Source organism: Streptomyces sp. KPB2, assembly GCF_003950055.1.
GTDB classification, from domain to species: domain Bacteria; phylum Actinomycetota; class Actinomycetes; order Streptomycetales; family Streptomycetaceae; genus Streptomyces; species Streptomyces salinarius.
This window is the reverse complement of the sequence record NZ_CP034353.1, coordinates 6,941,849-6,961,452: the sequence shown is the minus strand read 5'-3', so window position 1 is coordinate 6,961,452 and position 19,604 is coordinate 6,941,849. Positions and strand designations below refer to the sequence as shown.

Annotated in this window: 20 protein-coding genes; 7 read left to right on the top strand and 13 right to left on the bottom strand. The window is 71.9% G+C overall.

Annotated features, from left to right (window positions below; genetic code table 11):
• The first annotated feature begins 92 nt into the window (after positions 1-92).
• Positions 93-971: an alpha/beta fold hydrolase gene (locus D1J63_RS31490; RefSeq protein WP_164713057.1), complete on the top strand. Its 879-nt coding sequence runs from the start codon at positions 93-95 to the stop codon at positions 969-971.
• Here D1J63_RS31490 and D1J63_RS31485 read toward each other — a convergent pair.
• From D1J63_RS31485 to D1J63_RS31445, 9 genes are all read right to left on the bottom strand, one after another.
• Positions 923-1,792, bottom strand: coding sequence for an alpha/beta fold hydrolase (locus D1J63_RS31485; protein ID WP_125633534.1), 870 nt, complete (start codon positions 1,790-1,792; stop codon positions 923-925). The genes D1J63_RS31490 and D1J63_RS31485 overlap by 49 nt on opposite strands.
• On the bottom strand, positions 1,789-3,087 hold the full coding sequence (locus D1J63_RS31480) for a beta-ketoacyl-[acyl-carrier-protein] synthase family protein (RefSeq protein ID WP_125633532.1): 1,299 nt from the start codon (positions 3,085-3,087) through the stop codon (positions 1,789-1,791). The genes D1J63_RS31485 and D1J63_RS31480 overlap by 4 nt, the downstream gene beginning before the upstream one ends.
• Entirely contained in the window at positions 3,084-3,341 is a 258-nt protein-coding gene (locus D1J63_RS31475) for a phosphopantetheine-binding protein (protein WP_125633529.1), read from the bottom strand. Before D1J63_RS31475 ends, D1J63_RS31480 begins: the two co-directional genes overlap by 4 nt.
• A 104-nt stretch (positions 3,342-3,445) precedes the next feature.
• Positions 3,446-4,570: a 2-oxo acid dehydrogenase subunit E2 gene (locus D1J63_RS31470; RefSeq protein WP_125633527.1), complete on the bottom strand. Its 1,125-nt coding sequence runs from the start codon at positions 4,568-4,570 to the stop codon at positions 3,446-3,448.
• Positions 4,567-5,580, bottom strand: coding sequence for a transketolase C-terminal domain-containing protein (locus D1J63_RS31465; protein ID WP_125633525.1), 1,014 nt, complete (start codon positions 5,578-5,580; stop codon positions 4,567-4,569). The genes D1J63_RS31470 and D1J63_RS31465 overlap by 4 nt, the downstream gene beginning before the upstream one ends.
• The gene (locus D1J63_RS31460; protein ID WP_125633523.1) at positions 5,577-6,548 is read right to left on the bottom strand and encodes a thiamine pyrophosphate-dependent dehydrogenase E1 component subunit alpha; all 972 of its coding nucleotides are present in this window, start codon (positions 6,546-6,548) and stop codon (positions 5,577-5,579) included. The genes D1J63_RS31465 and D1J63_RS31460 overlap by 4 nt, the downstream gene beginning before the upstream one ends.
• A 10-nt stretch (positions 6,549-6,558) precedes the next feature.
• The gene (locus tag D1J63_RS31455) at positions 6,559-7,521 is read right to left on the bottom strand and encodes a ketoacyl-ACP synthase III (protein ID WP_125633521.1); all 963 of its coding nucleotides are present in this window, start codon (positions 7,519-7,521) and stop codon (positions 6,559-6,561) included.
• On the bottom strand, positions 7,521-7,790 hold the full coding sequence (locus tag D1J63_RS31450; RefSeq protein ID WP_125633519.1) for an acyl carrier protein: 270 nt from the start codon (positions 7,788-7,790) through the stop codon (positions 7,521-7,523). The genes D1J63_RS31455 and D1J63_RS31450 overlap by 1 nt, the downstream gene beginning before the upstream one ends.
• 71 nt (positions 7,791-7,861) lie before the next feature.
• Complete coding sequence (locus D1J63_RS31445; protein WP_241235626.1) at positions 7,862-9,043, bottom strand: thioester reductase domain-containing protein; 1,182 nt, start codon at positions 9,041-9,043, stop codon at positions 7,862-7,864.
• A gap of 305 nt (positions 9,044-9,348) precedes the next feature.
• On the opposite strand from D1J63_RS31445, the gene D1J63_RS31440 reads away from it, so the two are divergent.
• The 6 genes from D1J63_RS31440 (at position 9,349) to D1J63_RS31415 (ending at position 15,840) form a co-directional block, all read left to right on the top strand.
• Positions 9,349-10,008: a hypothetical protein gene (locus tag D1J63_RS31440; protein ID WP_125633517.1), complete on the top strand. Its 660-nt coding sequence runs from the start codon at positions 9,349-9,351 to the stop codon at positions 10,006-10,008.
• A gap of 49 nt (positions 10,009-10,057) precedes the next feature.
• Entirely contained in the window at positions 10,058-11,815 is a 1,758-nt protein-coding gene (locus D1J63_RS31435) for a tryptophan 7-halogenase (protein WP_125633516.1), read from the top strand.
• 79 nt (positions 11,816-11,894) lie between these two features.
• The gene (locus D1J63_RS31430; protein WP_125633514.1) at positions 11,895-12,491 is read left to right on the top strand and encodes a sigma-70 family RNA polymerase sigma factor; all 597 of its coding nucleotides are present in this window, start codon (positions 11,895-11,897) and stop codon (positions 12,489-12,491) included.
• Positions 12,492-12,544: 53 nt separating this feature from the next.
• Positions 12,545-13,249 (top strand): hypothetical protein, encoded by a 705-nt coding sequence (locus D1J63_RS31425; protein WP_125633512.1) that lies wholly within the window; start codon positions 12,545-12,547, stop codon positions 13,247-13,249.
• Between the two features lie 92 nt (positions 13,250-13,341).
• The gene (locus D1J63_RS31420; RefSeq protein WP_125633510.1) at positions 13,342-14,919 is read left to right on the top strand and encodes an AarF/UbiB family protein; all 1,578 of its coding nucleotides are present in this window, start codon (positions 13,342-13,344) and stop codon (positions 14,917-14,919) included.
• 42 nt (positions 14,920-14,961) lie between these two features.
• Positions 14,962-15,840, top strand: coding sequence for an SAM-dependent methyltransferase (locus tag D1J63_RS31415; protein ID WP_125633508.1), 879 nt, complete (start codon positions 14,962-14,964; stop codon positions 15,838-15,840).
• Between the two features lie 57 nt (positions 15,841-15,897).
• Here D1J63_RS31415 and D1J63_RS31410 read toward each other — a convergent pair whose 3' ends face one another.
• From D1J63_RS31410 to D1J63_RS31395, 4 genes are all read right to left on the bottom strand, one after another.
• Entirely contained in the window at positions 15,898-17,139 is a 1,242-nt protein-coding gene (locus D1J63_RS31410; protein WP_125633506.1) for a wax ester/triacylglycerol synthase domain-containing protein, read from the bottom strand.
• A 92-nt stretch (positions 17,140-17,231) separates the two neighbouring features.
• Entirely contained in the window at positions 17,232-18,554 is a 1,323-nt protein-coding gene (locus D1J63_RS31405) for an FAD-binding oxidoreductase (RefSeq protein ID WP_125633504.1), read from the bottom strand.
• Positions 18,551-19,135 (bottom strand): flavin reductase family protein, encoded by a 585-nt coding sequence (locus D1J63_RS31400; protein WP_197923375.1) that lies wholly within the window; start codon positions 19,133-19,135, stop codon positions 18,551-18,553. Before D1J63_RS31400 ends, D1J63_RS31405 begins: the two co-directional genes overlap by 4 nt.
• Complete coding sequence (locus D1J63_RS31395; RefSeq protein ID WP_125633502.1) at positions 19,107-19,574, bottom strand: aromatase/cyclase; 468 nt, start codon at positions 19,572-19,574, stop codon at positions 19,107-19,109. The genes D1J63_RS31400 and D1J63_RS31395 overlap by 29 nt, the downstream gene beginning before the upstream one ends.
• Positions 19,575-19,604: the final 30 nt, after the last annotated feature.

Here is a 19,604-nt window from a genome sequence, read left to right as displayed (position 1 = left end):
ACAAGGTGTCTACGCAACGTCGTCGTTCATTCGTTCCCGACGACATGTGTTCCCACGACACATGTTCGCGGCAAGGAACAACAAGGAGCCCCGTGTCCGCAACGCTCTCCTTCACGGCCCCCACCGAGCACGGTCCGCAGGACATCACCCTCGCCTACGCGCGCGTGGGTGAGGGCGAGCCGCTGCTCCTGCTGCACGGCATAGGTCACCACCGGCAGGCCTGGGACCCGGTGGTCGACATCCTCGCGACCGAGCGCGAGGTGATAGCCGTGGACCTGCCCGGGTTCGGGCAGTCGCCCGCGCTGCCGCACGGCCTGCCGCACGATCTGCCGACGACGAACGCGGTACTCGGCGCCTTCTGCGCGGCGCTGGGGCTCGACCGGCCGCACGTGGCCGGCAACTCGCTCGGCGGTCTGCTGGCCCTGGAGCTCGGCCGCGAGAACCTGGTGCGGTCGGTGACGGCCCTGTCCCCGGCCGGCTTCTGGACCCGGGCCGAGCGGCGTTACGCCTTCGGCGTCCTGATGGGGATGCGCCGGACCGCGCGGAGCCTGCCCCTCCCGCTGGTCGAGCGGCTGTCCCGCACCGCGGTCGGCCGCACCGCGCTGACGAGTACGATCTACGCCCGTCCCGGCCGCCGCTCCCCCGAGGCGGTCGTCGCCGAGACACTGGCGCTCGCACACGCGCAGGGATTCTCCGAGACGCTCCGGGCCGGACGGAGCGTGCTGTTCACCGACGACGTGCCCGGCGTCCCCGTCACCGTGGCGTGGGGCGACCGGGACCGGCTGCTCCTGCCCCGGCAGGGCATACGCGCCAAGCGCGCCATTCCGCGGGCCCGCCTGGTGCGGCTGCCCGGCTGCGGCCATGTCCCGATGAACGACGACCCGGCGCTGGTCGCCCGCGTTCTCCTGGACGGCAGCAGGACTCAGTCGGCCAGGGCCTTGAGGACCTCGTTCAGCACGGTCGCGTTGTAGGGCATGCTCACGTGCGGGGTGTGGTCGTCCGGGTCGATGTCCTGGAGGACGATGTTGTTGACGTAGCGGCCCTCGGTCTGCGCGAGGGCGCACGACGTGTACGGAGTGACCACGTCGTCGTACCGGGTGGCGATGACGGTGTGGCGGACGCCCTCCGTCGTCTCGCCCAGATCGGTCAGCTCGCGCTGGAAGGGGTGGTCGTGCTGCAGTTGCGGCCAGGCCGGCACGACCTCCTCGACGGCCCCCTGCTCCAGCAGTTCCACCGCTCCGGGGATCTGGCGGGCGAGGTTCATCAGCCCCTGGGCGGTGACGCCGTGGTTGCTGGGTGAGATGCCGACGAAGTTGTGCACCTTGGGCCCGCCGCCCAGCGCGTTGAGGTAGTAGCGCGGCATCATGCCGCCCTGCGAGAAGCCGACGAGGTCGACCTGCTGGGCGCCGGTGCGGCGCAGCACCTCGTCGACGAAGTCGGCGAGCTGCCGGGCCGAGCGCTTGACGTCGCCGAGACCGAAGATCACGGGGTGGCCGTGATGGCCGTAGTCGAGCCGGAAGACCCGGTGACCGTGCTGTCGCAGCAGCGGTGTCGCCGTGTTCCAGGTGTAGCCCCGGTTGCCGAAGGTGCCGTGCACGAGCACCACCGGACGCGGATGTTCCTCGGTGGACGGCACGTTCCAGTCGTCCTCTCCCGCCTGTACGTCGACGGTGGCGACGACCTGCGCTCCGCAGGCCTCGGCGACCGCACGCAGGCGGTGCGGGGCCTCGGTGATGTCCGTGACGACATCGTCCGAGTTGGCACCGGGGAGGCGGGGATTGAGGAAGCTCATGGTGTTCTCCCTTTCGTCGGGAGTGGCGCGGAGTTCGAACCGTCTGGCTCCCGGGCCGGTTCGGTGGGGCAGCTTCTGAAGGCGAGTACGGCGTTGTGGCCGCCGAAGCCGAAGGAATGGCTCAGGGCGAGGTCGACGGGCTGGTCCCGGCTGGTGCCGGTGACGGCGTTGATCTCGGCGTCCCCTTCCTGTTTCTCGAGGTTGGCCACGGGAGGCACCCGGCCGTGGGCCACGGACAGGGCGGTGATCGCCGCCTCGACCGCTCCGGCCGCGCCGAGCAGGTGGCCGAGGGTGCCCTTGACCGAGGTCACGGAGGGCCGGTGAGGGAAGAGGCGGCGGATCAGACGGGCCTCGGCGGCGTCGTTGAGCGGGGTGCTGGTGCCGTGCGCGTTGATGTGCTGCACGTCGGCGGGGCGGGCTCCGGCGTCGTCGAGGGCCCGCCGCACGGCGAGTGCGGCACCCTTGCCCTCGGGGTCGGGTGCCACGGGATGGTGGGCGTCGGACGATGCCCCGTAGCCCGCCAGCAGGGCGTAGCCGGCCCGTCCGCGGGCCCTGGCCGCACTCGCCGGCTCCAGGACCAGGGCCGCACCGCCCTCGGCCATGACGAAGCCGTCCCGGGCGGTGTCGAAGGGCCGGGAGGCGGCCTGCGGGTCGTCGCCGCGCCGGGACAGCGCGCCCATCCGGTCGAAGCCGGTGACCCAGAGGGGCTGTACGACCGCGTCGGAGGCGCCCGCGACGGCGATGTCGCAGGCCCCGGAGCGCAGCAGTTGCAGGGCGGTGCCGATGGCGGTGGCGCCGGAGGCACAGGCGGTGACCGTGCACAGTGCCGGGCCCCGGGCCCGCAGGTGGATGGTGAGCTGTCCGGTGGCCATGTTGGGCAGGAACATCGGCAGCAGCAGCGGTGAGACGCGTGCCGTGCCCGCCTCCAGCAGTTTGCGGTGCTGGTCCAGCATGGTGCCGGTGCCGCCGGCCGAGCTGCCGAAGACCACCGCGACGCGGTCCGCGTCCCAGTCGGCCGGGTCCAGGCCGGCGTCGGAGACCGCTTCCAGGGCGGCGCGGAGGGCGAACTGGGTGAAGCGGTCGTACTGCCAGGGGCGTGCGCCGGGGACGTGAGCGCGAGGGGAGAAATCCGGTACGAGGCAGGCGAAGTCGACCGGGAGACCCTTGAGCTCGGGGACGTGCCGGGCGGTGGGGCGGCCCGCGCACACGCCGTCCCAGGTGGCCTCGCGGCCGGTGCCGGCCGGAGTGACCAGGCCGATCCCGGTGACGGCGACGTCGGGACGGGCGCCGGTCACGACTTGACGGCCTCGACCATGAGGTCGGCCACGCCGGCCAGGGTGAGGTCCGGGTCGGCCTCGCCGTCCTGTACTTCGATGCCCAGTTCCTCGGTGAGCACGACGAAGAGCTCCACCACGGCCAGCGAGTCGAGGTCCAGCTGCTCGAAGGTCGCGGTGGGGACGATGGCCTCGGGGGGCACTTCGAACTTGTTGCTGAGAACCGAGGCGAGCAGCTCGTAGGCGCGGCTGTGGGGGGTGGTGTCGGTGGTCATGTCGGGGTGTCCTTTCCAGTCCGACGGGCGGTACCCCGGGGGTGGTGGGGTTCCGTGTGGTGTGGGGTTCCGTGTGGTGGGGTTCCGTGGCGGCGGGTCGGCGGTCAGCCGAGCGCGGCCGGTGCCTCCAGCTCCTCCTTGACGTCCTTGAGCAGGGCCATCGCATCCCTGCCGTTGACCACCCGGTGGTCGTAGACCAGGCCGAGGTGGACGAACCGGTGGGTGCGGGGAGTGCCCTGCGCGTCCAGGCGCACCTGGTCGTCGACGGCGCCGACGGAGAGCACGCAGGTCTGGCCGGGGAAGACGATGGGGGTGGCCAGGACCGTGCCCTCGGTGGTGTGCGGGGCGACCATGATGTTGGCCCCGGCGAGTTCGGCGGCCTGGAACGTGCCCCGGAACGCCTTGCTCCTGAAGCCGGTCAGCAGGTCGGCGATCCGGTCGCTGCTCAGCTCGGCGGCGTCGTGCACCACCGGGGTGTACAGACCTCGGCCCGCGTCCATGGTGACGCCCACATGGGCCCGTTCGCTCTCGCGCACCGCGCCGTCGTCGGTGAGCGCGGCGAACATCAGGGGATGTGCCGCGTGCCCGCGCGCCACCGCCTTGATCAGCAGGACGGGCAGGGAGACGAAACTGCCGGTGCGCTCGGACAGCTGCCGGGCCAGTTCCTCCGCCCGTCCGACGTCGACCTTGGCGTAGGCGGCCGCGGCCGGGACGGTCCGCATCGACTCGGTCACCACCGCCCCCACCGTCCGCTGCCGCTTGGACAGTTGGCGCTCGGCGGAGGCGGGAGCCGACGCGGCGGCGGCCTGGCGCACCAGGGCCTCGACATCGGCCGTACGGATGACCGTGCGCCCGAGACCGCGCAGCTCGGCCTCGGACACGCCGTGGCGGTCGGCGAGCTCACGGGCCGCGTTGGTGATGCTCAGCTCCGCGCCGGGGGATGCGGATGCCGCCGCCGGGGTGGCGGCCGACGCCCGGTAGGAGTCGCGCTCCTCGGCCGACTCGAAGAGGTAGGCGATGGTCTGCCCCGGCCGGCAGTCCTGGCCGCCGCCGACGAGGACGTGCAGGATTCCGGGGCCGGTGCTCTCGATCTCCTCACTGGCCTTGGAGGTCTCCACGACCGCCAGCGGCTCCTCGCCCTCGATGCTGCTGCCGTCGGGGACGAGCCACTCGACCAGGGTGTAGCTGGAGTCGTTCGTGTTGAGCGTGGGCAGCTCGATGCCGATCACTTCGTCGCCTCCATGATCGCGCGGTGGATGGTGGCCGGCTGGAGCAGCACGTCGTGCTCCAGGTGCGCCGCGGTCGGCACGATGCTCGGCTCGGCGCTCAGCAGCAGCACCGGGCGGGTCAGTCGGCTCCACAGCTGCTCGTGGAGTTGCTGTGCGAGCAGCTCGCCCCAGGTCCCGTCGGCCGTGGAGTCCTCCATGACGCAGATGCGGTCGGCACGGGACAGCACCGGGAGCAGCGCCTTGGTGTCGAAGGGGTAGAGCTGGGAGGGCACCAGCAGTTCACAGGTGATCTCCTCTTCGAGGAGCAGGCTGCGCAGGGCGGCGACAGCCCGTTCGGTGAGCCCGCCCGGGGCCAGGAGGATCCAGTCGGGGGGCCCGCAGTCCGGCGCGAACACCCGGGCGGTCTCGCTGGGATCGGCCAGCACCTCGTAGCGGAAGAGATCGTCCACGACCCCGTCCCGGTACATGGCGCGGGTGTAGAGCACCTTGTCCTCGAAGAGCACACCGGGCTCCTCGCGGTCGAGCATCGCGGTCAGTACGCGCCGGTTGTCGTGGAACGGGGAGACCTCCCGCAGGTGCAGTGAGGGAATGCCGAGGAAGTGCTTCTGCAGGCTCTGGCTGTGCGTCGGGCCGTACCCCCGGTTGCCGCCGGTGGGGCAGCGGACGACCATGCTCATCGGGACCCTGCGGCCGTACATCGACACGGACTTGGCGGCGAAGTTGAGCAGCGGGTCGAAGGCCAGCGCGGCGAAGTCCGAGAACATCATCTCGACCACGGACCGGTTGCCGGCCAGGGCCAGGCCCGCGCCCACGCCGGCGATGCCGCCTTCGCTCAGCGGTGAGGACAGCACCCGGCCCGGGAAGCGGTCGGAGAGCCCCCGGGTCACCTTGAACGCCCCGCCGTAGGGGTCGGCGACGTCCTCGCCGATCAGATACGTGCCGGGGTGGGTGCCGAGCAGGTGGTGCAGTGCGCTGTTGAGGTTCTCGGCCACGCGCTGGCGCCTGGTCATCGGGCCTCCCATCGGGACGCCGGGCGCGCGCCGACCTCTCGTACGACGGCGGCGACGGCCTCCGCCTGCGCCCGGTCGGCGGCGGCGAACTGTGCGGGATGGTCCTGTCGGTAGCGGCGGTACCAGTCGTGCCGGGCGGCTCGCTCGCGGACCTCGGGCGCGCGGGTGTCGTCCCCCTTGCTGTGCGGGCCCACGCGGTGGGTGACGCACTCGACCACGTACGGCCGGTGCCGGTCGCGGACCTGCTCGACCACGGGGGTGAGGGCGGCGCGTACGTCGGTGACGTCCACGGAGTCGATCCGCAGGTGGCCGACACCGAAGGCCGCCGCCCGGGCCGCGACGGTGCCGGACATCTGGCGCTCGGTCGGTGTCGACTGGGCGATCCCGTTGTGCTCCACCACGACGAGCACCGGGGCCTGCCACAGCTGCGCCATGTTGAGCGCCTCGTACACGGCGCCCTCGCCCCAGGTGCCGTCGCCGATGTGGACCACCGCGATCCGGCCCGGCTCGGCCCGCTTCAGGTGCAGGCCGACTCCCACGGCGACGGGCAGGCTCTGGCCCTGTACGCCGGTCGACAGGTAGCGGTCGCGGTAGATGTGCTGGCTGCCGCCCACGCCGTGGCAGACGGCACCGGCCCGCCCCATGATCTCCGCGAGCAGACCGCGCGGGTCGTGGAAGCGGGCCAGGTAGTGGCCGTGCCCGCGGTGGTTGCTGAAGACGTAGTCGCCCTCGTCCAGCAGCGGATAGAGCGCGACGGGGATGTACTCCTGGCCGAGGCAGGTGTGCGTGGTGCCGTGCAGCCGACCCTGGGAGAACAGCTCCAGCACGGCCAGTTCGAAGTGGCGGATCATCAGCAGGGTGCCGAGATCGGCGTCGGACAGACGGGACAGCGGGCGGCCCACGACAGCGGCTTCGGGTTCGCCGACGGGCCCGAGGTCGACCGCGGGGGACGCGGACGTGACGTTCATGAGGTGCTCCTTACGGAAGTTCGACCACCTGGGCGCACCAGGTCAGCCCGGCGCCGAAGCCCAGGAGCAGCGCCTTGTCGCCGGGCCGTACGGTGGCCGAGGCGAGCAGCGACTCCAGAGCCAGCGGGATGGACGCCGAACTGGTGTTGCCGTCGGTGACGATGCTGCGGGCGATGGCCACGTGCTCGGGCGGGCGCAGTCGGCGCACCATCGCGTCGATCAGCCGCCCGTTGCACTGGTGCGGCACGAAGGCGCCGATGTCGTCCCAGGTGAGCCCGGCCGCGTCGAGTGCCTCCCGGGCCACTTGCGGCATGTGTGAACCGAACCAGCGGACCACCCGGGTGCCGTCCATGTGCATGTACGGCTGGACGGCACCGGGCTTGGGCGGGGCGCTGGTCATCCAGGGCTCACCGGGGCCGTGGGTCCCCCACACCGCAGGTCCGATCCCGGGGTGCTCCCCGGCGCTGACCACCGCGGCCCCGGCGGCATCGCCGAAGATCATGACGGTCGCGCAGTCGTCGGGGTCGGTGATGTCGCTCAGCCGCTCGGCGGCGACGACCAGGATCTGACGCGCCTGCTGTGCGGCGATCAGTCCGGAGGCCAGGGTCAGCCCGTAACCGAACCCGGCGCACCCGCCGTTGAGGTCGAACCCGCCGGCCCGGCCGGCGCCGAGGCGGTGGGTGAGACCGGCGGCCCGGCACGATGCCCGGCCGACGCTGCTGGCGGAGGAGAACAGGACACAGTCCAGGTCCTCGGCGAGCACGCCCGCGTGGGCCAGGGCCTTGTCCGCCGCCTGCGCGGCCATCTCGACGAAGGTGTCGTCGGGGTCGGCCTTCAGCCTGGTCCGGATTCCGGTGATCTGCTCGATATGGCCTTCCTCATGGCCGAACCTGGTGTCGAGTTCGGCGCTGGTGAGCAGGCCACCGGGGCGGTAGACGCCGATGCCGGTCAGCCTGCCCGCGCCCCGGGCCATCAGCGGGCTCCGTCCGCCGCGGCGGCCGCCCGGCCGTTCACGTAGTCGAGGGTCCGCCGGACGGTGCGCAGGTCGTGCACCGCCTCGTCCGGGATGGGAACGCTGTAGCGCTCCTGGATCCGCTCGGCCAGTTCGATGACGGCCATCGAGTCGAACCCCAGCGATGTGAAGGGCGCGTCGGCCGGCTGCTCCGAGATCGCCCGGGCCGCTTCGGCGCCGGCGATCTCGGCCACCATCGCCGTCAGGTCTTCCAGGGTGAAAGGGGACATGCGGGAAACTCCAGCTGATGAGATACGGGGAGGGGTGACGGGAGGGACGGGAGGGGAGGACCGCGCGTGGGTCACTGGGCGGGCAGCACGGCGTCGCGGTTCAGGAAGGCGAGCATCCTGCCGAAGTAGTCGGTGTCGAGCACGGGCGGTGCGCGGTGCGCGGTCGCCGCGGTTGGGCCGGGGGTGTCCTGCCCGGGGGCCGGGATCATCTGCCGGAGGGTCTCGCCGGCCAGCCGCAGGGTGCTGCGGGGGACCTCGTCGCCCAGGTCGCGAAGCCGCTCCAGCCAGGTGTCGAACGGAACGAGCGGAAGGTCGACACCCGCGTCCGCGAAGCCCTGGAAGTACGACCGGAAGGGCAGCGGTTCGGGATCGATCACGTGGAACACCTGTCCTCGGGCACGTCGGCCCAGGGACAGGTCGACGATGGCGCGGCTGGTGAAGTCGACCGTGCCCACCGGCAGGAGACCGGGGTGGTCGGGGGCGCAGCCGGCGCGGATGCTCGCGGTCGTCAGGTGGACGAACCAGTCCGACTTCCCCACCAGGCCGGTGCGCGAGTCCGCCAGGATCACACCGGGCCGGTGCACCATCGTGGGCGATCCGCGGTCCGCGGCCTGCGCGACCAACTGCTCGGCGACCCATTTGGTGGCGCAGTAACCGGAGACACCGCTCCCGGCCGTGCGGGCCGCCGGGATCACCCCCATCGTCGAGATGTAATGCACGGGAATGCGGCGGGCCCGGGTCGCCAGTCTCAGGATTTCCAGGACCCCCGACACATTGGAGCCGCGCAGGATCGGGTAACTCGCCAGAAGGTTGACCCAGGCACCGCAGTGATAAATGACGTCGATCTCGCGCGAGAGGTCCGAGAACTCCTTGTCGGTCAAGCCGAACCGCGGCTTCGCCAGGCTGCCGGGTACGACGTCGATCCGGGACATGTGGTGCTCCGGCACATTCCGGGCGCGTAACTGACCGGCGAGCCGCTCCCGGGCCTCAGCGGCCGACTCCGCTCTCACCAGGCAGTGGATTCGAGCGCCGGTGGCATCCAGCAGGTCGGCGAGCAGGAACCCGCCGAGAAATCCTGTGGCCCCCGTGAGCAGAATATTCTCGGGTGGCCCATCGGGAACATCCGGCAGAGCCGACGCATCGATTTCCGCCGGAAGTCGCAAATCGTCGCCGATCGGAAAACTGGCCATACCAACACCGCATTTCAGCACAGACGAGATTCGGTCCTGTCCTGAACACTCCCCGTGCCTCACGAGGTTTACTACAGAAATCTTCCACCAGTAGGAGCGCAGGGCGCATCCTCCCGGCCATAACCCGCACCCGCACCGCCACAACGGGTGAGTAGGGCTCATTCATTCGAACAGGCCACGGCTCGGCATGGACGGCCGCGACGTACGCCCGGCGCACGTCACCGGTATCGCGCGCCGACGGTTGCACGCCAACGCGCTTACGCGGACGCAGCGTTGCGAAACGGGGAGCGGGGGGCGCGGGCGGCACGAGCGTAAAGACAGGTGAGAAGGACACAGCCAATAGGTCGTGAGGCAAGGGGGGTTGAGCCATGGCCGCAGGGCCTGAGATGCCGGAGGTTCCCGATCCCGGTGGGAGCGGGGCGAGTTCACACTCGGATCCACCGAAGGCGTTGCCCGCGGCCTGGCAGCCTCTGCTCGGCCGCCCGGCCCTCGCGGAGCTGCTCGGTCACCCCCTCGCGGGCGCCGCGCTGAGGGAGATGAGCCGGCTCCTGCCACCCCGCGTCGCCGTGCACTCCCTGCGGACGTTCCTGCTGGCCGACGCCTGTGCGCGGACCCACGGGACCGCCTACGACCGGGTCGGCCTGCTGGCCGCCGCGGCGTTCCACGACGCCGGGCTGGTGGGGCGTACTCCGCTCGGTCGCGGTGGATTCCCGTGCCGCTCCGCCCAGTTGCTCGACCACTTCCTGGCCCTGCACCAGGTGGGAACGGTGCGGCGCACGACCCTCACGCGTGCGGTGCGCGAGCACATGCGGCCGTTCCCCGCTCGCGACGCCGGACCCGAGGCGCGGCTGCTGCACTTCGGTGTGTGGCTGGACGTCACCGGGCGCGGCGAGCGGCAAGTGCCGGGCGACCGACGCCTGTTGACCCGACTGGCGCCCACCCCCTGGTTCGCCGCGTCCTTCTCCGCCCGGTTGGTGGCCTGCGGGCTGCGCCGGGTGCTGCCGGGCTCCCCGGTCACCCACGGGTGACCGGGGAGCCCGGCGGCTCGCCCTTCCCGTCGCGAAAGGAACCGCAGACATGCAAGAAGACCAGCGTGTTTTCGATGTCGCCATCGTCGGAGGCGGCATCGGCGGGACGATGCTGGGGACCGTGCTCGCACGTCACGGCGTGCGGGTGCTGCTGCTCGAGGGCAGCGGCCACCCCCGGTTCGCCATCGGAGAGTCCACCGTCCCCGAGACCACGTTCGGGCTCCGGGTCCTGGCCGGCCGCTACGACGTCCCCGAGCTGGACCACCTGGCGACCAACGCGGCACTGCGCCGCCACGTGTCGTCGAACAGCGGGGTCAAGCGGAACTTCAGCTTCGTCTACCACCGGGAAGGTGAGCCCACCCGGCCCGACGAGTGCACCCAGTACCCCACCTGGGGACCTCCGCTCGGTCCCGACTCGCACTACTTCCGGCAGGACGTGGACGCGTACATGTTCCACGTCGCCGTGTCCTACGGCGTGACCGCGTACACCCACACCATGGTCGACGACGTGAAGTTCGAGGAGGACGGCGCGACTCTCGTCACCCGGGACCGGGGCACCTTCCGGGCCTCCTACGTGGTCGACGCCGGCGGCATGCGGGCGGTCCTGCCCGAGCGCCTCGGGCTGCGGCAGGAACCGCCCTACCGCACGAGGTCGCGCACGATCTTCACGCACATGGTGGACGTGCGCCCCTTCGACGCCGTGGCGCCCTCGCGGGCACAGCACGGCATGCCCAGCCCGTTCAGCCAGGGAACGCTCCACCACATGTTCCCGGGCGGCTGGTTCTGGGTCATCCCGTTCGACAACCAGACGGCCGGCACGAACCAGTTGTGCAGTGTCGGCCTCAACCTCGACATCGACCGGCACCCCCGGCCGGAGGACATCTCGGCGGAGGAGGAGTTCTGGCAGTACGTGCGCCGGTTCCCCAGTGTGGCCCGGCAGTTCGAGCGGGCGCGGGCGGTCCGGCCGTACGTGTCCACCGACCGCACCCAGTTCGCCTCGCAGAAGGTCGTCGGCGACCGGTGGTGCCTGCTGCCGCACGCCAGTGACTTCGTCGACCCGCTCTTCTCCAGCGGACTCGCCGTCACCGTGATGGCGCTCAACGCCCTGGGCCACCGGCTGATCGACGCGGTGCGCCAGAACGACTTCGACACCGCCCGGTTCGCGTACCTGGACCACTGGACCAAGCGCATGTTCCGGTTCTACGACGACCTGGTGTCCTGCAGCTACATCGCGTTCGACGACTTCGACCTGTGGAACGCCTGGAACCGCGTGTGGACCATCACCACGCTGTACGGCACGAACGCCCAGAACCAGGCCGCCGTGACGTTCGACAAGACGCACGACCCGGCCTGTTTCGACATGCTGGAGCAGCCGCCGTACCGAGGTCTCCAGGGTATGGACAACCCCTGGGTGGAGCGGATGTTCGACCAGTCGCGGGACGCCGTACTCGCCTATCGTGCGGGCGAGTTGTCGAAGGAGCAGACGATCGCGCGCATCTACGAGCTGCTGGGCGAGAGCGGACTGGTCCCGTCGGTGTGGGGCACCCTGGACCCCGAAGACCGTTGCCCGTCCGGGGTGTTCACCCTCTGGCCGCTGATGAAGATCCTGCTGTGGGGCAAGTACCGCTCACCGCAGCACGTCCGGGGCTCCTACTTCACCGGTGGAGCGCGGCTGGTGGGCAAGGAAGCGGTCCAGGCGTACACCAACGAACTGCGCGCCGGCAGCTCCCAAGTGCACCAGATCGTACGGGACATGTGGCGCAACTGGAACCGCGACTGGGCGCGGCGGCCCGCTCCTCGGAAATGAGCACGGAAAAACATTTCTGCCGACCGACGGAGGCACATATTCCGGTTTGCCGCTCCAGGGCCTCGGGTAGGAAATCCACATGGCCGAACAAATGGAAAGTCGGCCGCGGTTCTCCCTGCTCAATCCGAGAGACAACGGGCTGCAATCCACGATGGTGCGACATTCCACCTGCCAATCGCCCGCTGAATGCTCCTGGGAAGAAATCTTCCAGCATCAGGACCGCCTCATGCGGCTGGTTCGGCGAAGACTACCAAGTTTTCAGGACGCCGAGGACTGCGTCCAGGAAACCATGGCCCGGGCAGCCGCCCACGCCACGTTGGACAGGAATCGACTCGGCGCCTTTCTGACGTCCGTGGCGCTTCGCCTCTGCATCGACTTCTACCGTGACATGGACCGCCGCAGCAGACTCCTCCAGCGTGCGGCGCTCGCGGAAACCCCGGGTACGACCGAGGAGGACGTCTGCGACGAGGACTTCGGCAGATGGCTTCTGGGCCAGGTGCAACACCTGCGGGGGCGGGAGCAGGAGGTCATACTCGCCCGTGCCAAAGGAATCTCCACCGCGGAATTCGCCCGCATGCACAACATCTCCGTCAAGGCGGCCGAAGCCGCCTTCACCAGGGGCCGCGCGCGATTGAAGAATGTCTGCGCGAAAGCCTTGGAAGGCTGCGCCCGGTAACACCCGAAAACCGCACCTCTCCCATCGCAGAGAAACGGAAAGGGACCACACTCATGGGCAACAGCAAGAACGTCCAGGACATCTTCAAGGATTTGGTCGGTGATATGACCGACAGCTGGAAGGAGGCTTTCGACGACCTCCTGAACCGAGACGACGACTCGGGATCGTCGCGCGGCTCGGGATCGTCGCGCGACTCCGGCAACGCGGTCAGCACGCTGGCCGGGCTACCCCCGAACGCCCTCGCCGCACTGGCCGGGGCCGTCAACCCGGCGACCGCGCTCGCGGGTGTCACCAATCCGCTGGCCGCCCTCGGCGGGGCCGGCGCGGCCGGCAACCCGCTCGCCGGCCTCACAGCGCAGAACCCCCTGGCCGCGCTCACCGGTGCCGCGGGCGGCGGCAATCCCCTCGCCGCCGCTCTGGGCGGTGCGGGCAACCCCCTGGCCGCGCTGGGCGGGGCGGCCAATCCGCTCGCCGCGGTCGGCGGCGCGGCCGGCGCACTCGGCGGGCTCGGTCAACTGGCCGGCGGCCTCGGACACGCGGCGAGCGGGGCGGGCGACCTGATGGCGCTCCCGGGCCAGCTCACCCAGCTGCTCCAGGTGCTGCCCAAGCTCCTCGAGGCGGTCCAGGGCCTGCAGAACCTGACCAACCTGCCGGCCCAGGCCGGTCAGCAGGGGCTGGCGGCCCTGCAGGGCCTGACCGGCCAGCAGGGGCAGGGCGGAAGGCCGTCCCAGGGCGGACAGTCCTCGACCTCGGGCTGACCGTCCGTGCCACCGTCCCGTCCGGCCGTCTCCGGGGTGCACGCCGACCGCCGTTCCGTACCCGGGTCCCGATCTGAGGAGGATCACACACGATGACGTCCGTCGTCGGCGATCGGCTGCGTCTCGTGGTCAGGGTCCTGGGCAGCCTCGTGGCCGACGAGGTGGGACAGGCGACCCGGCTGCGGAGGCGTACGAAGCGGGACACGCGGTCCCCGGCGGAGGGCCTCGCCGACTCCGCCGGGTCCGCGGCCGAGGCCACCGCCGGGGCGGAGCAGCGCCGTGCCAAGGCGGTACGGCATGCCCTGGAGAGCCTCGGGCCCTTCTACGTGAAACTCGGCCAGGTCCTCTCCACCCGGCCCGACATGGTCCCCCAGTCCATCCGGGACGAACTGCAGAACCTGCACGACGAGGTCGACGTCCAGCCGTTCTCGGAGTTCGAGCCGGTACTGGCCCGGGATCTCGGGCCGAACTGGAAGCTGCGCTTCGACGACATCGAGACCGTCGCCCCGCTCGGGGCGGCGTCCCTCGCCCAGGTCTACCGCGTGACCCTGCCCGGCGGGCGCGCGGCCGTGGTGAAGATCCAGCGACCCGGCATCCGCGACGGCGTACTCGCGGACATGGCCCTGATGCGCCGGGCGTCGAAGATCGTGGCCCGCGTCGCTCCCCGGTTCAACGAGGTCATCGACATCGAGGCGATGCTCGGCTCGGTCTTCGACGCCATGGAGCCGGAGTTGGACTTCACCGGCGAGGCCCGCAACATGGACGAGGCCCGTGACCACGTCCGCCCGTTCCGCTCCCTGGAGGTGCCCCGGGTCCTGCACGCCAGCCCCCGGGTCCTGGTCCAGTCGCTGGCCGACGGGAAGTCGGTGCGGCACGTCGACCCCGACCACTTCACGGACGACGAGCGCGTGGAGATCGGCAAGGACCTGCTGCGGTTCATGTACCACGGGTACTTCGTCCATCGCTTCTTCCACGCCGACCCGCACGCCGGCAACGTCTTCGCCGCTCCCGGCGGCCCCGCGACGCTGATCGACTGGGGCATGGTCGGCCGCCTGGACCGCAGGACCAGTCTTCAGCTGCTGCCGCTGTTCATGGCCATGGCCCAGAACGACGGGGCCGGGCTGGCCCAGCACTGGGCGGAGATGGGCCGGCTGACGCCGTGGGCCAACATGCCCGCGTTCGCCGCCGACATGGCCGCGTTCGTGCCCACGGTCTCCCATCTCTCGCTGGAGGACATGAACTTCGGCGTCGCGCTCACCACGGTGCTGGCCAAGGCGACCAAACGCGGAATCGGTTCGCCGCCGGCCGTCTCGCTGCTGGGCAAGTCCTTCGCGAACCTCGACGGTTCGGTGCGGTGCCTGGCTCCCGAGATCACACTGCCCGAGGTGTTCCAGGCGGAGGTGCCGAAGATCCTTTTCGCACTGGGCCGCGACTTCCTCGGCCGCAACCAGTTCGCCCGGAACTCCATGGAGCTTCTGCTGGCCGCCGTCACCAGTCCGGAACAGGTCCGGGGCGTCCTCTCCGACGTGGCCAACCGTCAGTTCGCGCTGAACATCCACGAGCCGCGCACCCCCGCCGCGATGGGCGGCCAGCGGCCCACCCGCCCCTCCGGAAGCCTGCTCGCGCTGGGTGCCGCGGCCTTCCTGCTCGGCCGTCGCCGCTCCGGATGATCCGGGTCCGCACGGCCACCCCGCCCCACCTCAAGGAGATCCATGCCGGAATCCACACGTCCGCAGTCACCGTTCGCGCCGGCCGCCGCGACCCCGCACGGCATTTCCCGCGCGGCGCTCTGGACGGCCGCCGCGCACGCGGCGGAGAACCTCCGGCCCGCGCCGCTCGTCCGCGACCCGTGGGCCGCCGACTTCCTCCACGCGGCCGGGTTCGACGGGGGCCCGCCCGGTGACGGACCGCTGCAGCGCATGCTGCCCGACTATCAGGTGGTACGCACCCGCTTCTTCGACGACTACGCTCTGGCCGCGGCCCGTTCGGGCTGCCGCCAGGTGGTGCTGCTCGGCGCCGGTCTCGACACCCGTGCCTTCCGGCTCGACTGGCCGACCGGGGTGCACGTCTTCGAGGTGGAGGACGCGGCCGTACATGCCTTCAAGGAGCGCGTACTGGACGGGAGCCGGCTCTCCTGCGGACGCCGCACCGTCGTCGAAGCCGACGGTGCGGCACCCTGGAACGAGGAACTCGGGGCGACGGGATACGACCCCGGCAGGCCCACCGCATGGCTCTGCGAGGCACCCCTGTACTTCCTCCCGCCCCCGGAGGTGGCGGCCGTCGTCGCCGCGATGACCGAACTCTCCGCCTCCGGCAGCATGTTCGGCGCCGAGTGCGTGAACTCGGCGACCATGTCCTCCCCGTTCGTCGCGCCTTTCATGGACGCCCTGTCGACGATCGGACTGGCCTGGAAGTGGCAGATCGCCGATCCGGAGCGCTGGTGGGCCGAGCACGGCTGGGACGCGGCGGCCGCCGACCTGTACACGCTGCCGTACGCGGTCGAGCGCCTCACGCCGTATCTGCCGCTGATCGGCACGTCCGCCGCGGAGAGCGTCTTCCTCACCACCGGAACGCTGCGCGGCACCCGCTGACACGCACCACGCGCAGGCCCCGGACGGTGCGTCCGGGGCCTGCGCGTGGTGCCGCGGCTACGGCCGCTCCAGCTCCAGCAGCGCCGCCAGCCACAGGTCGGGGAGTTCGTCCGCGGTCGCCAGGGCCTCGTCGTGAACGACGGTCAGGCAGGCGGTGTCGTGCTGGCTCGTCAGCGTCGTCACACACCGGATGCCCGACGCGACGCCGGCGAAGACGGCCGCGCGACGGGCGGCGACCCCCTGGTGGACGAGGGCCGTGCCGAAGTTCACGCTGCTCACCGGGCCGGCCACGAACGACCCGCGGACCAGGCGGGTGCCGACGGTGGCGCCGAGCGACCGCGGCGAGGCGGCCAGCAGCAGGCGCATGGCGTCGCGCCGCCGGCTCTCCCGCAGCCGGCCCGTGCGGGCGACGACCCGGGCCAGGGCCCGCCGGGGCGACTCCTCGTCGCAGGGCAGCAGGAGCCGGGCGGTGACCATGCGGTTGCCCGGAGCGTACTCCTCCCCGGGGGCCCGGACCGACATCGGGATCGACACGGGCAGCGGCGGATGGGCCGAGCCGGTGTCCTTCAGGTACCAGGTGCGGACGGCGTGGGACAGGGCCGCGAGGTAGACGTCCGTGACCGTGCCGCCGTGGGCGCGGGCGATGGCGCGCAGCCGGACCAGCGGGGTGTCGGCGTGGCAGACGTCGACGCGGCCCGTGGACGCTCCGTCGAACGCCGGTTTCGGGGTGGGCGCGCGGAAGGCGGCCACCACCTCGCGCAGGGCGTCGGCGAGACCGTGTGCGGTGGGCCGGGCGGGATGCCGTGGGGCCGGTCCGCCTTCGGGGTCGTCTCCGAGGAGAGCACGGGCGGTGTAGGCGGCGCCCACTCCGTCCTGGAAGGTGTGGTCGGTCCGGTAGACCAGGGTGTGGCGGTCGGCCGGGCCGTGGACCAGCCACACGTCCCAGGGCGGCCGGTCGTCCGTGCTCATCGGCCGGGACAGCATCAGGCGGCTGGTCGCCGACCCGTCGGTGTCCTCGGGCAGCCACGCCTCGTGCACGTGCCGGTCCACCGCGATCCGGTCCACGCGCCGGAATTTCCCCCGGTCCCGTGCGATGCGGTAGCGCAACGTCGGGACGCGGTGGACGCGTTCGGCGACCCGCGCGCGTACGGAGTCCAGGGTGGGGGCACGGCCTTCGAACCCGAACGTGAACGCGAGGGGTACCGGGTTGCCGCCCGTCGCCAGGTGGAAGGCGACGTCCGCGGTTCCCATGGACAGGGCCGACGGCAGACGGCCGTTCGTACCGAAGTCGGGTCGCATGGTGGAACCTCCTGGTCGGGTTGAGGGTGGTCTGTGGGCCCGCGGGGCCGGGGTCTGCGGAGCCGGGGCACGGATGCGGGCCGCGCCCGCCGTCAGCACGTGTGCCGCGCGGTCCGCCCCAGTGCGTCCACGTACGCCCGCAGCAGGTGCCCCGCTGGTCCGCGTGCGGGCAGGCGCGGGGCCCGGGAACGGTGCCACGGCATCGGTTCGCCGGGTTCCGGCTCGCCCAGCAGGGCCGCGGCCACGCGCGCGCCGTGCGCCACGGACAGGGCGAGTCCGTGCCCGCAGCAGCCGCCGATGTACCAGACGTCGTCGAAGCCCGGCACCGGCCCCACCACCGGCAGGTCGTCGCCCGTCATGCCGATGCGGCCGGACCAGCGGTGGGTGACCCGTACCCGGGCGAGGTCCGGATGCAGGGATCGCAGCCATCTCTCCAGCCAGGCCCAGGCACGTTCCCTGACGGCCTGGAGACGGGGAGCGCCGATGCCCGCCGGGACCGTGGCGGTACCGCCGCCCGCCACCAGTCCCCGGTCCGGGAGCAGCCGGAAATACGGCGCCATCGGGACGGCGTCGACGACGGAGTGTCCGGCGCGCCCGCCCAGGGCCTCGTAGGCCGGGGCGCTCAGCGGTTCGGTGGCGACGGCGTACACCTCGAGCGGCAGGACGGTGCCGACCGGCAGGTCCAGTGCCTGCGCGGCCGAGTTGACGGCCAGTACCGCCTGACCGGCGTAGAGCCTGCCGTGCGGGAGGACCAGTTCGGGGCCGACCAGATCGCCGGGGCGCAGGGCCAGCAGCGGGCTGCGGCCGTAGAACCGCACGCCCTTGTCGGCGCAGGCACGGGCGAGGGCGCAGGTCAGGGCGGCAGGGTCGAGGGTCGCGGCGGGGCGGTGCAGGAGGGCCGCCCGGTAGGGCACGCCGACCCGGTCGCGGATGCCGGCCGGGGTGAGGACGAGGACGTCCAGACCGAGTTCGCGGCAGGCGCGGGCCTGGCGGGCGAGTGCCGCCAGGCCCGCGGACGACCGCGTGGCCACCAGCTGCTCGCCGGGCCGCAGCCCGCAGGGCACGTCGAGGCGGGCACACAGGGCGAGGACGTCCCGCACCGCCCGCTCACTGGCCCGGTGCATCCTGCGCGCCGTCTGCGGGCCGAAGCGGCGCACCGCGCGGTCGATCGCCGGGCCGGCCCGGGGGCCCAGCAGACCGGTGCCCCGGCCGCTGGCGCCGGCGGCCGGGTGCTCGGCGTCCACCACGGCGATGTCGAGCCCGGGGGCACGCTCCGCCAGGTGGTAGGCGCAGGACAGCCCGGCCAGCCCGGCCCCGACGACGGCCACGTCCGCGGTGACCACGCCGTGCAACTGGGGCTGCGTCGGCAGCTCCGCGGGGTCCCAGCACGGCGTGCCGGCCGGCGGCCCGGTCATCCCGCGGCGTCCGGCACCGGCTCGGTCAGCACACCGAACCGGCGGTCGTGCCACAGCAGCGGGCGGCCGCCGCCCACGTGCACGGCGGCGACCCGGCCGACGACGAGGTGGTGGTCGCCGTAGCGGCGCACGTCCTCGGTCAGGCACACCGACCAGGCGAGCGCGCCGGCCAGCACCGGGACGCCCAGGACCTGCCGGGTGTCGGTTCCGGCGAACCGCTCCGCCGCGGTCGTGGTGGGGGACGCGAACCGGCCGGCGAGCTCCTGCTGTTCCTCGCGCAACAGGTGCACGGCGAAGGACCGGCGGGCGCGGACGGCGGCGAGGGTGCGGGAGCCGTCGCGCAGACAGGCGAGCAGCAGCGGCGGGCGGGCGGAGAGCGAGGTGACGGCGGACACCGTCATGCCCAGCGGGCCGTCCTCGCCGCGGGCGGTCACGACGGTCACGCCGGCGGCCAGCTTGGCGTAGAGGCCGAGACAGCGGGCGGCGCCGGGCCCCGGTTCCTCGTGCAGCGGGTCGGCGGCCTGCGGCGGGGCGTCCGCAACGGCTGCCCGGTCAGTCACCAGCCGCAGCCGCGCGCTCATCGATCACCTCCGCGCCCGCGAGGCCCCGCAGCACGCGGGCGACGTTGGTCCGCAGGGTCGACTCCGCCACCGGGTCGAGGATCTCGGCCATTGAGGGGATGCCGAGGTCGAAGGCCGCGGTGTAGACGACGAGCGTGCCGCCGTCCCTCGCTTCGCAGCGCCAGCTCCCCTCGAAGGCCTGGAAGTCGCCGCTGACCTGTTCGAAGGCGATGGAGTACGTCTCGGGCGAGTAGGTGTCGCGTTCCCGCCACCGCATCAGGCCGCCCCGGAACTCGACGGTCCAGTCCGAGACCGTGGTGCCGTCGGGCTGCGGAGGCTCGACGTGCACCTCGCGGAAGGTGTCACTGTGCTCGGGATAGCGGCGGAAGTCGCTGATACGGGCGTAGACGTCGGCGGGTGCCAGTCCGTCGGCGAGGGCGTGCAGGACCACGTGGCGCATGGTTCGTTCGGTTCCTTCCCGGAGGGTTTC

What these genes read in the sequence shown, in the direction of transcription:
- D1J63_RS31485 (WP_125633534.1), bottom strand. Translation starts at nt 1,792, where the DNA reads ATGAGCTTCCTCAATCCCCGCCTCCCCGGTGCCAACTCGGACGATGTC.
- D1J63_RS31415 (WP_125633508.1), top strand. Translation starts at nt 14,962, where the DNA reads ATGCCGGAATCCACACGTCCGCAGTCACCGTTCGCGCCGGCCGCCGCG.
- D1J63_RS31410 (WP_125633506.1), bottom strand. Translation starts at nt 17,139, where the DNA reads ATGCGACCCGACTTCGGTACGAACGGCCGTCTGCCGTCGGCCCTGTCC.
- D1J63_RS31440 (WP_125633517.1), top strand. Translation starts at nt 9,349, where the DNA reads ATGGCCGCAGGGCCTGAGATGCCGGAGGTTCCCGATCCCGGTGGGAGC.
- D1J63_RS31425 (WP_125633512.1), top strand. Translation starts at nt 12,545, where the DNA reads ATGGGCAACAGCAAGAACGTCCAGGACATCTTCAAGGATTTGGTCGGT.
- D1J63_RS31450 (WP_125633519.1), bottom strand. Translation starts at nt 7,790, where the DNA reads ATGTCCCCTTTCACCCTGGAAGACCTGACGGCGATGGTGGCCGAGATC.
- D1J63_RS31400 (WP_197923375.1), bottom strand. Translation starts at nt 19,135, where the DNA reads ATGAGCGCGCGGCTGCGGCTGGTGACTGACCGGGCAGCCGTTGCGGAC.
- D1J63_RS31435 (WP_125633516.1), top strand. Translation starts at nt 10,058, where the DNA reads ATGCAAGAAGACCAGCGTGTTTTCGATGTCGCCATCGTCGGAGGCGGC.
- D1J63_RS31460 (WP_125633523.1), bottom strand. Translation starts at nt 6,548, where the DNA reads ATGAACGTCACGTCCGCGTCCCCCGCGGTCGACCTCGGGCCCGTCGGC.
- D1J63_RS31420 (WP_125633510.1), top strand. Translation starts at nt 13,342, where the DNA reads ATGACGTCCGTCGTCGGCGATCGGCTGCGTCTCGTGGTCAGGGTCCTG.
- D1J63_RS31395 (WP_125633502.1), bottom strand. Translation starts at nt 19,574, where the DNA reads ATGCGCCACGTGGTCCTGCACGCCCTCGCCGACGGACTGGCACCCGCC.
- D1J63_RS31430 (WP_125633514.1), top strand. Translation starts at nt 11,895, where the DNA reads ATGGCCGAACAAATGGAAAGTCGGCCGCGGTTCTCCCTGCTCAATCCG.
- D1J63_RS31455 (WP_125633521.1), bottom strand. Translation starts at nt 7,521, where the DNA reads ATGGCCCGGGGCGCGGGCAGGCTGACCGGCATCGGCGTCTACCGCCCC.
- D1J63_RS31465 (WP_125633525.1), bottom strand. Translation starts at nt 5,580, where the DNA reads ATGACCAGGCGCCAGCGCGTGGCCGAGAACCTCAACAGCGCACTGCAC.
- D1J63_RS31405 (WP_125633504.1), bottom strand. Translation starts at nt 18,554, where the DNA reads ATGACCGGGCCGCCGGCCGGCACGCCGTGCTGGGACCCCGCGGAGCTG.
- D1J63_RS31475 (WP_125633529.1), bottom strand. Translation starts at nt 3,341, where the DNA reads ATGACCACCGACACCACCCCCCACAGCCGCGCCTACGAGCTGCTCGCC.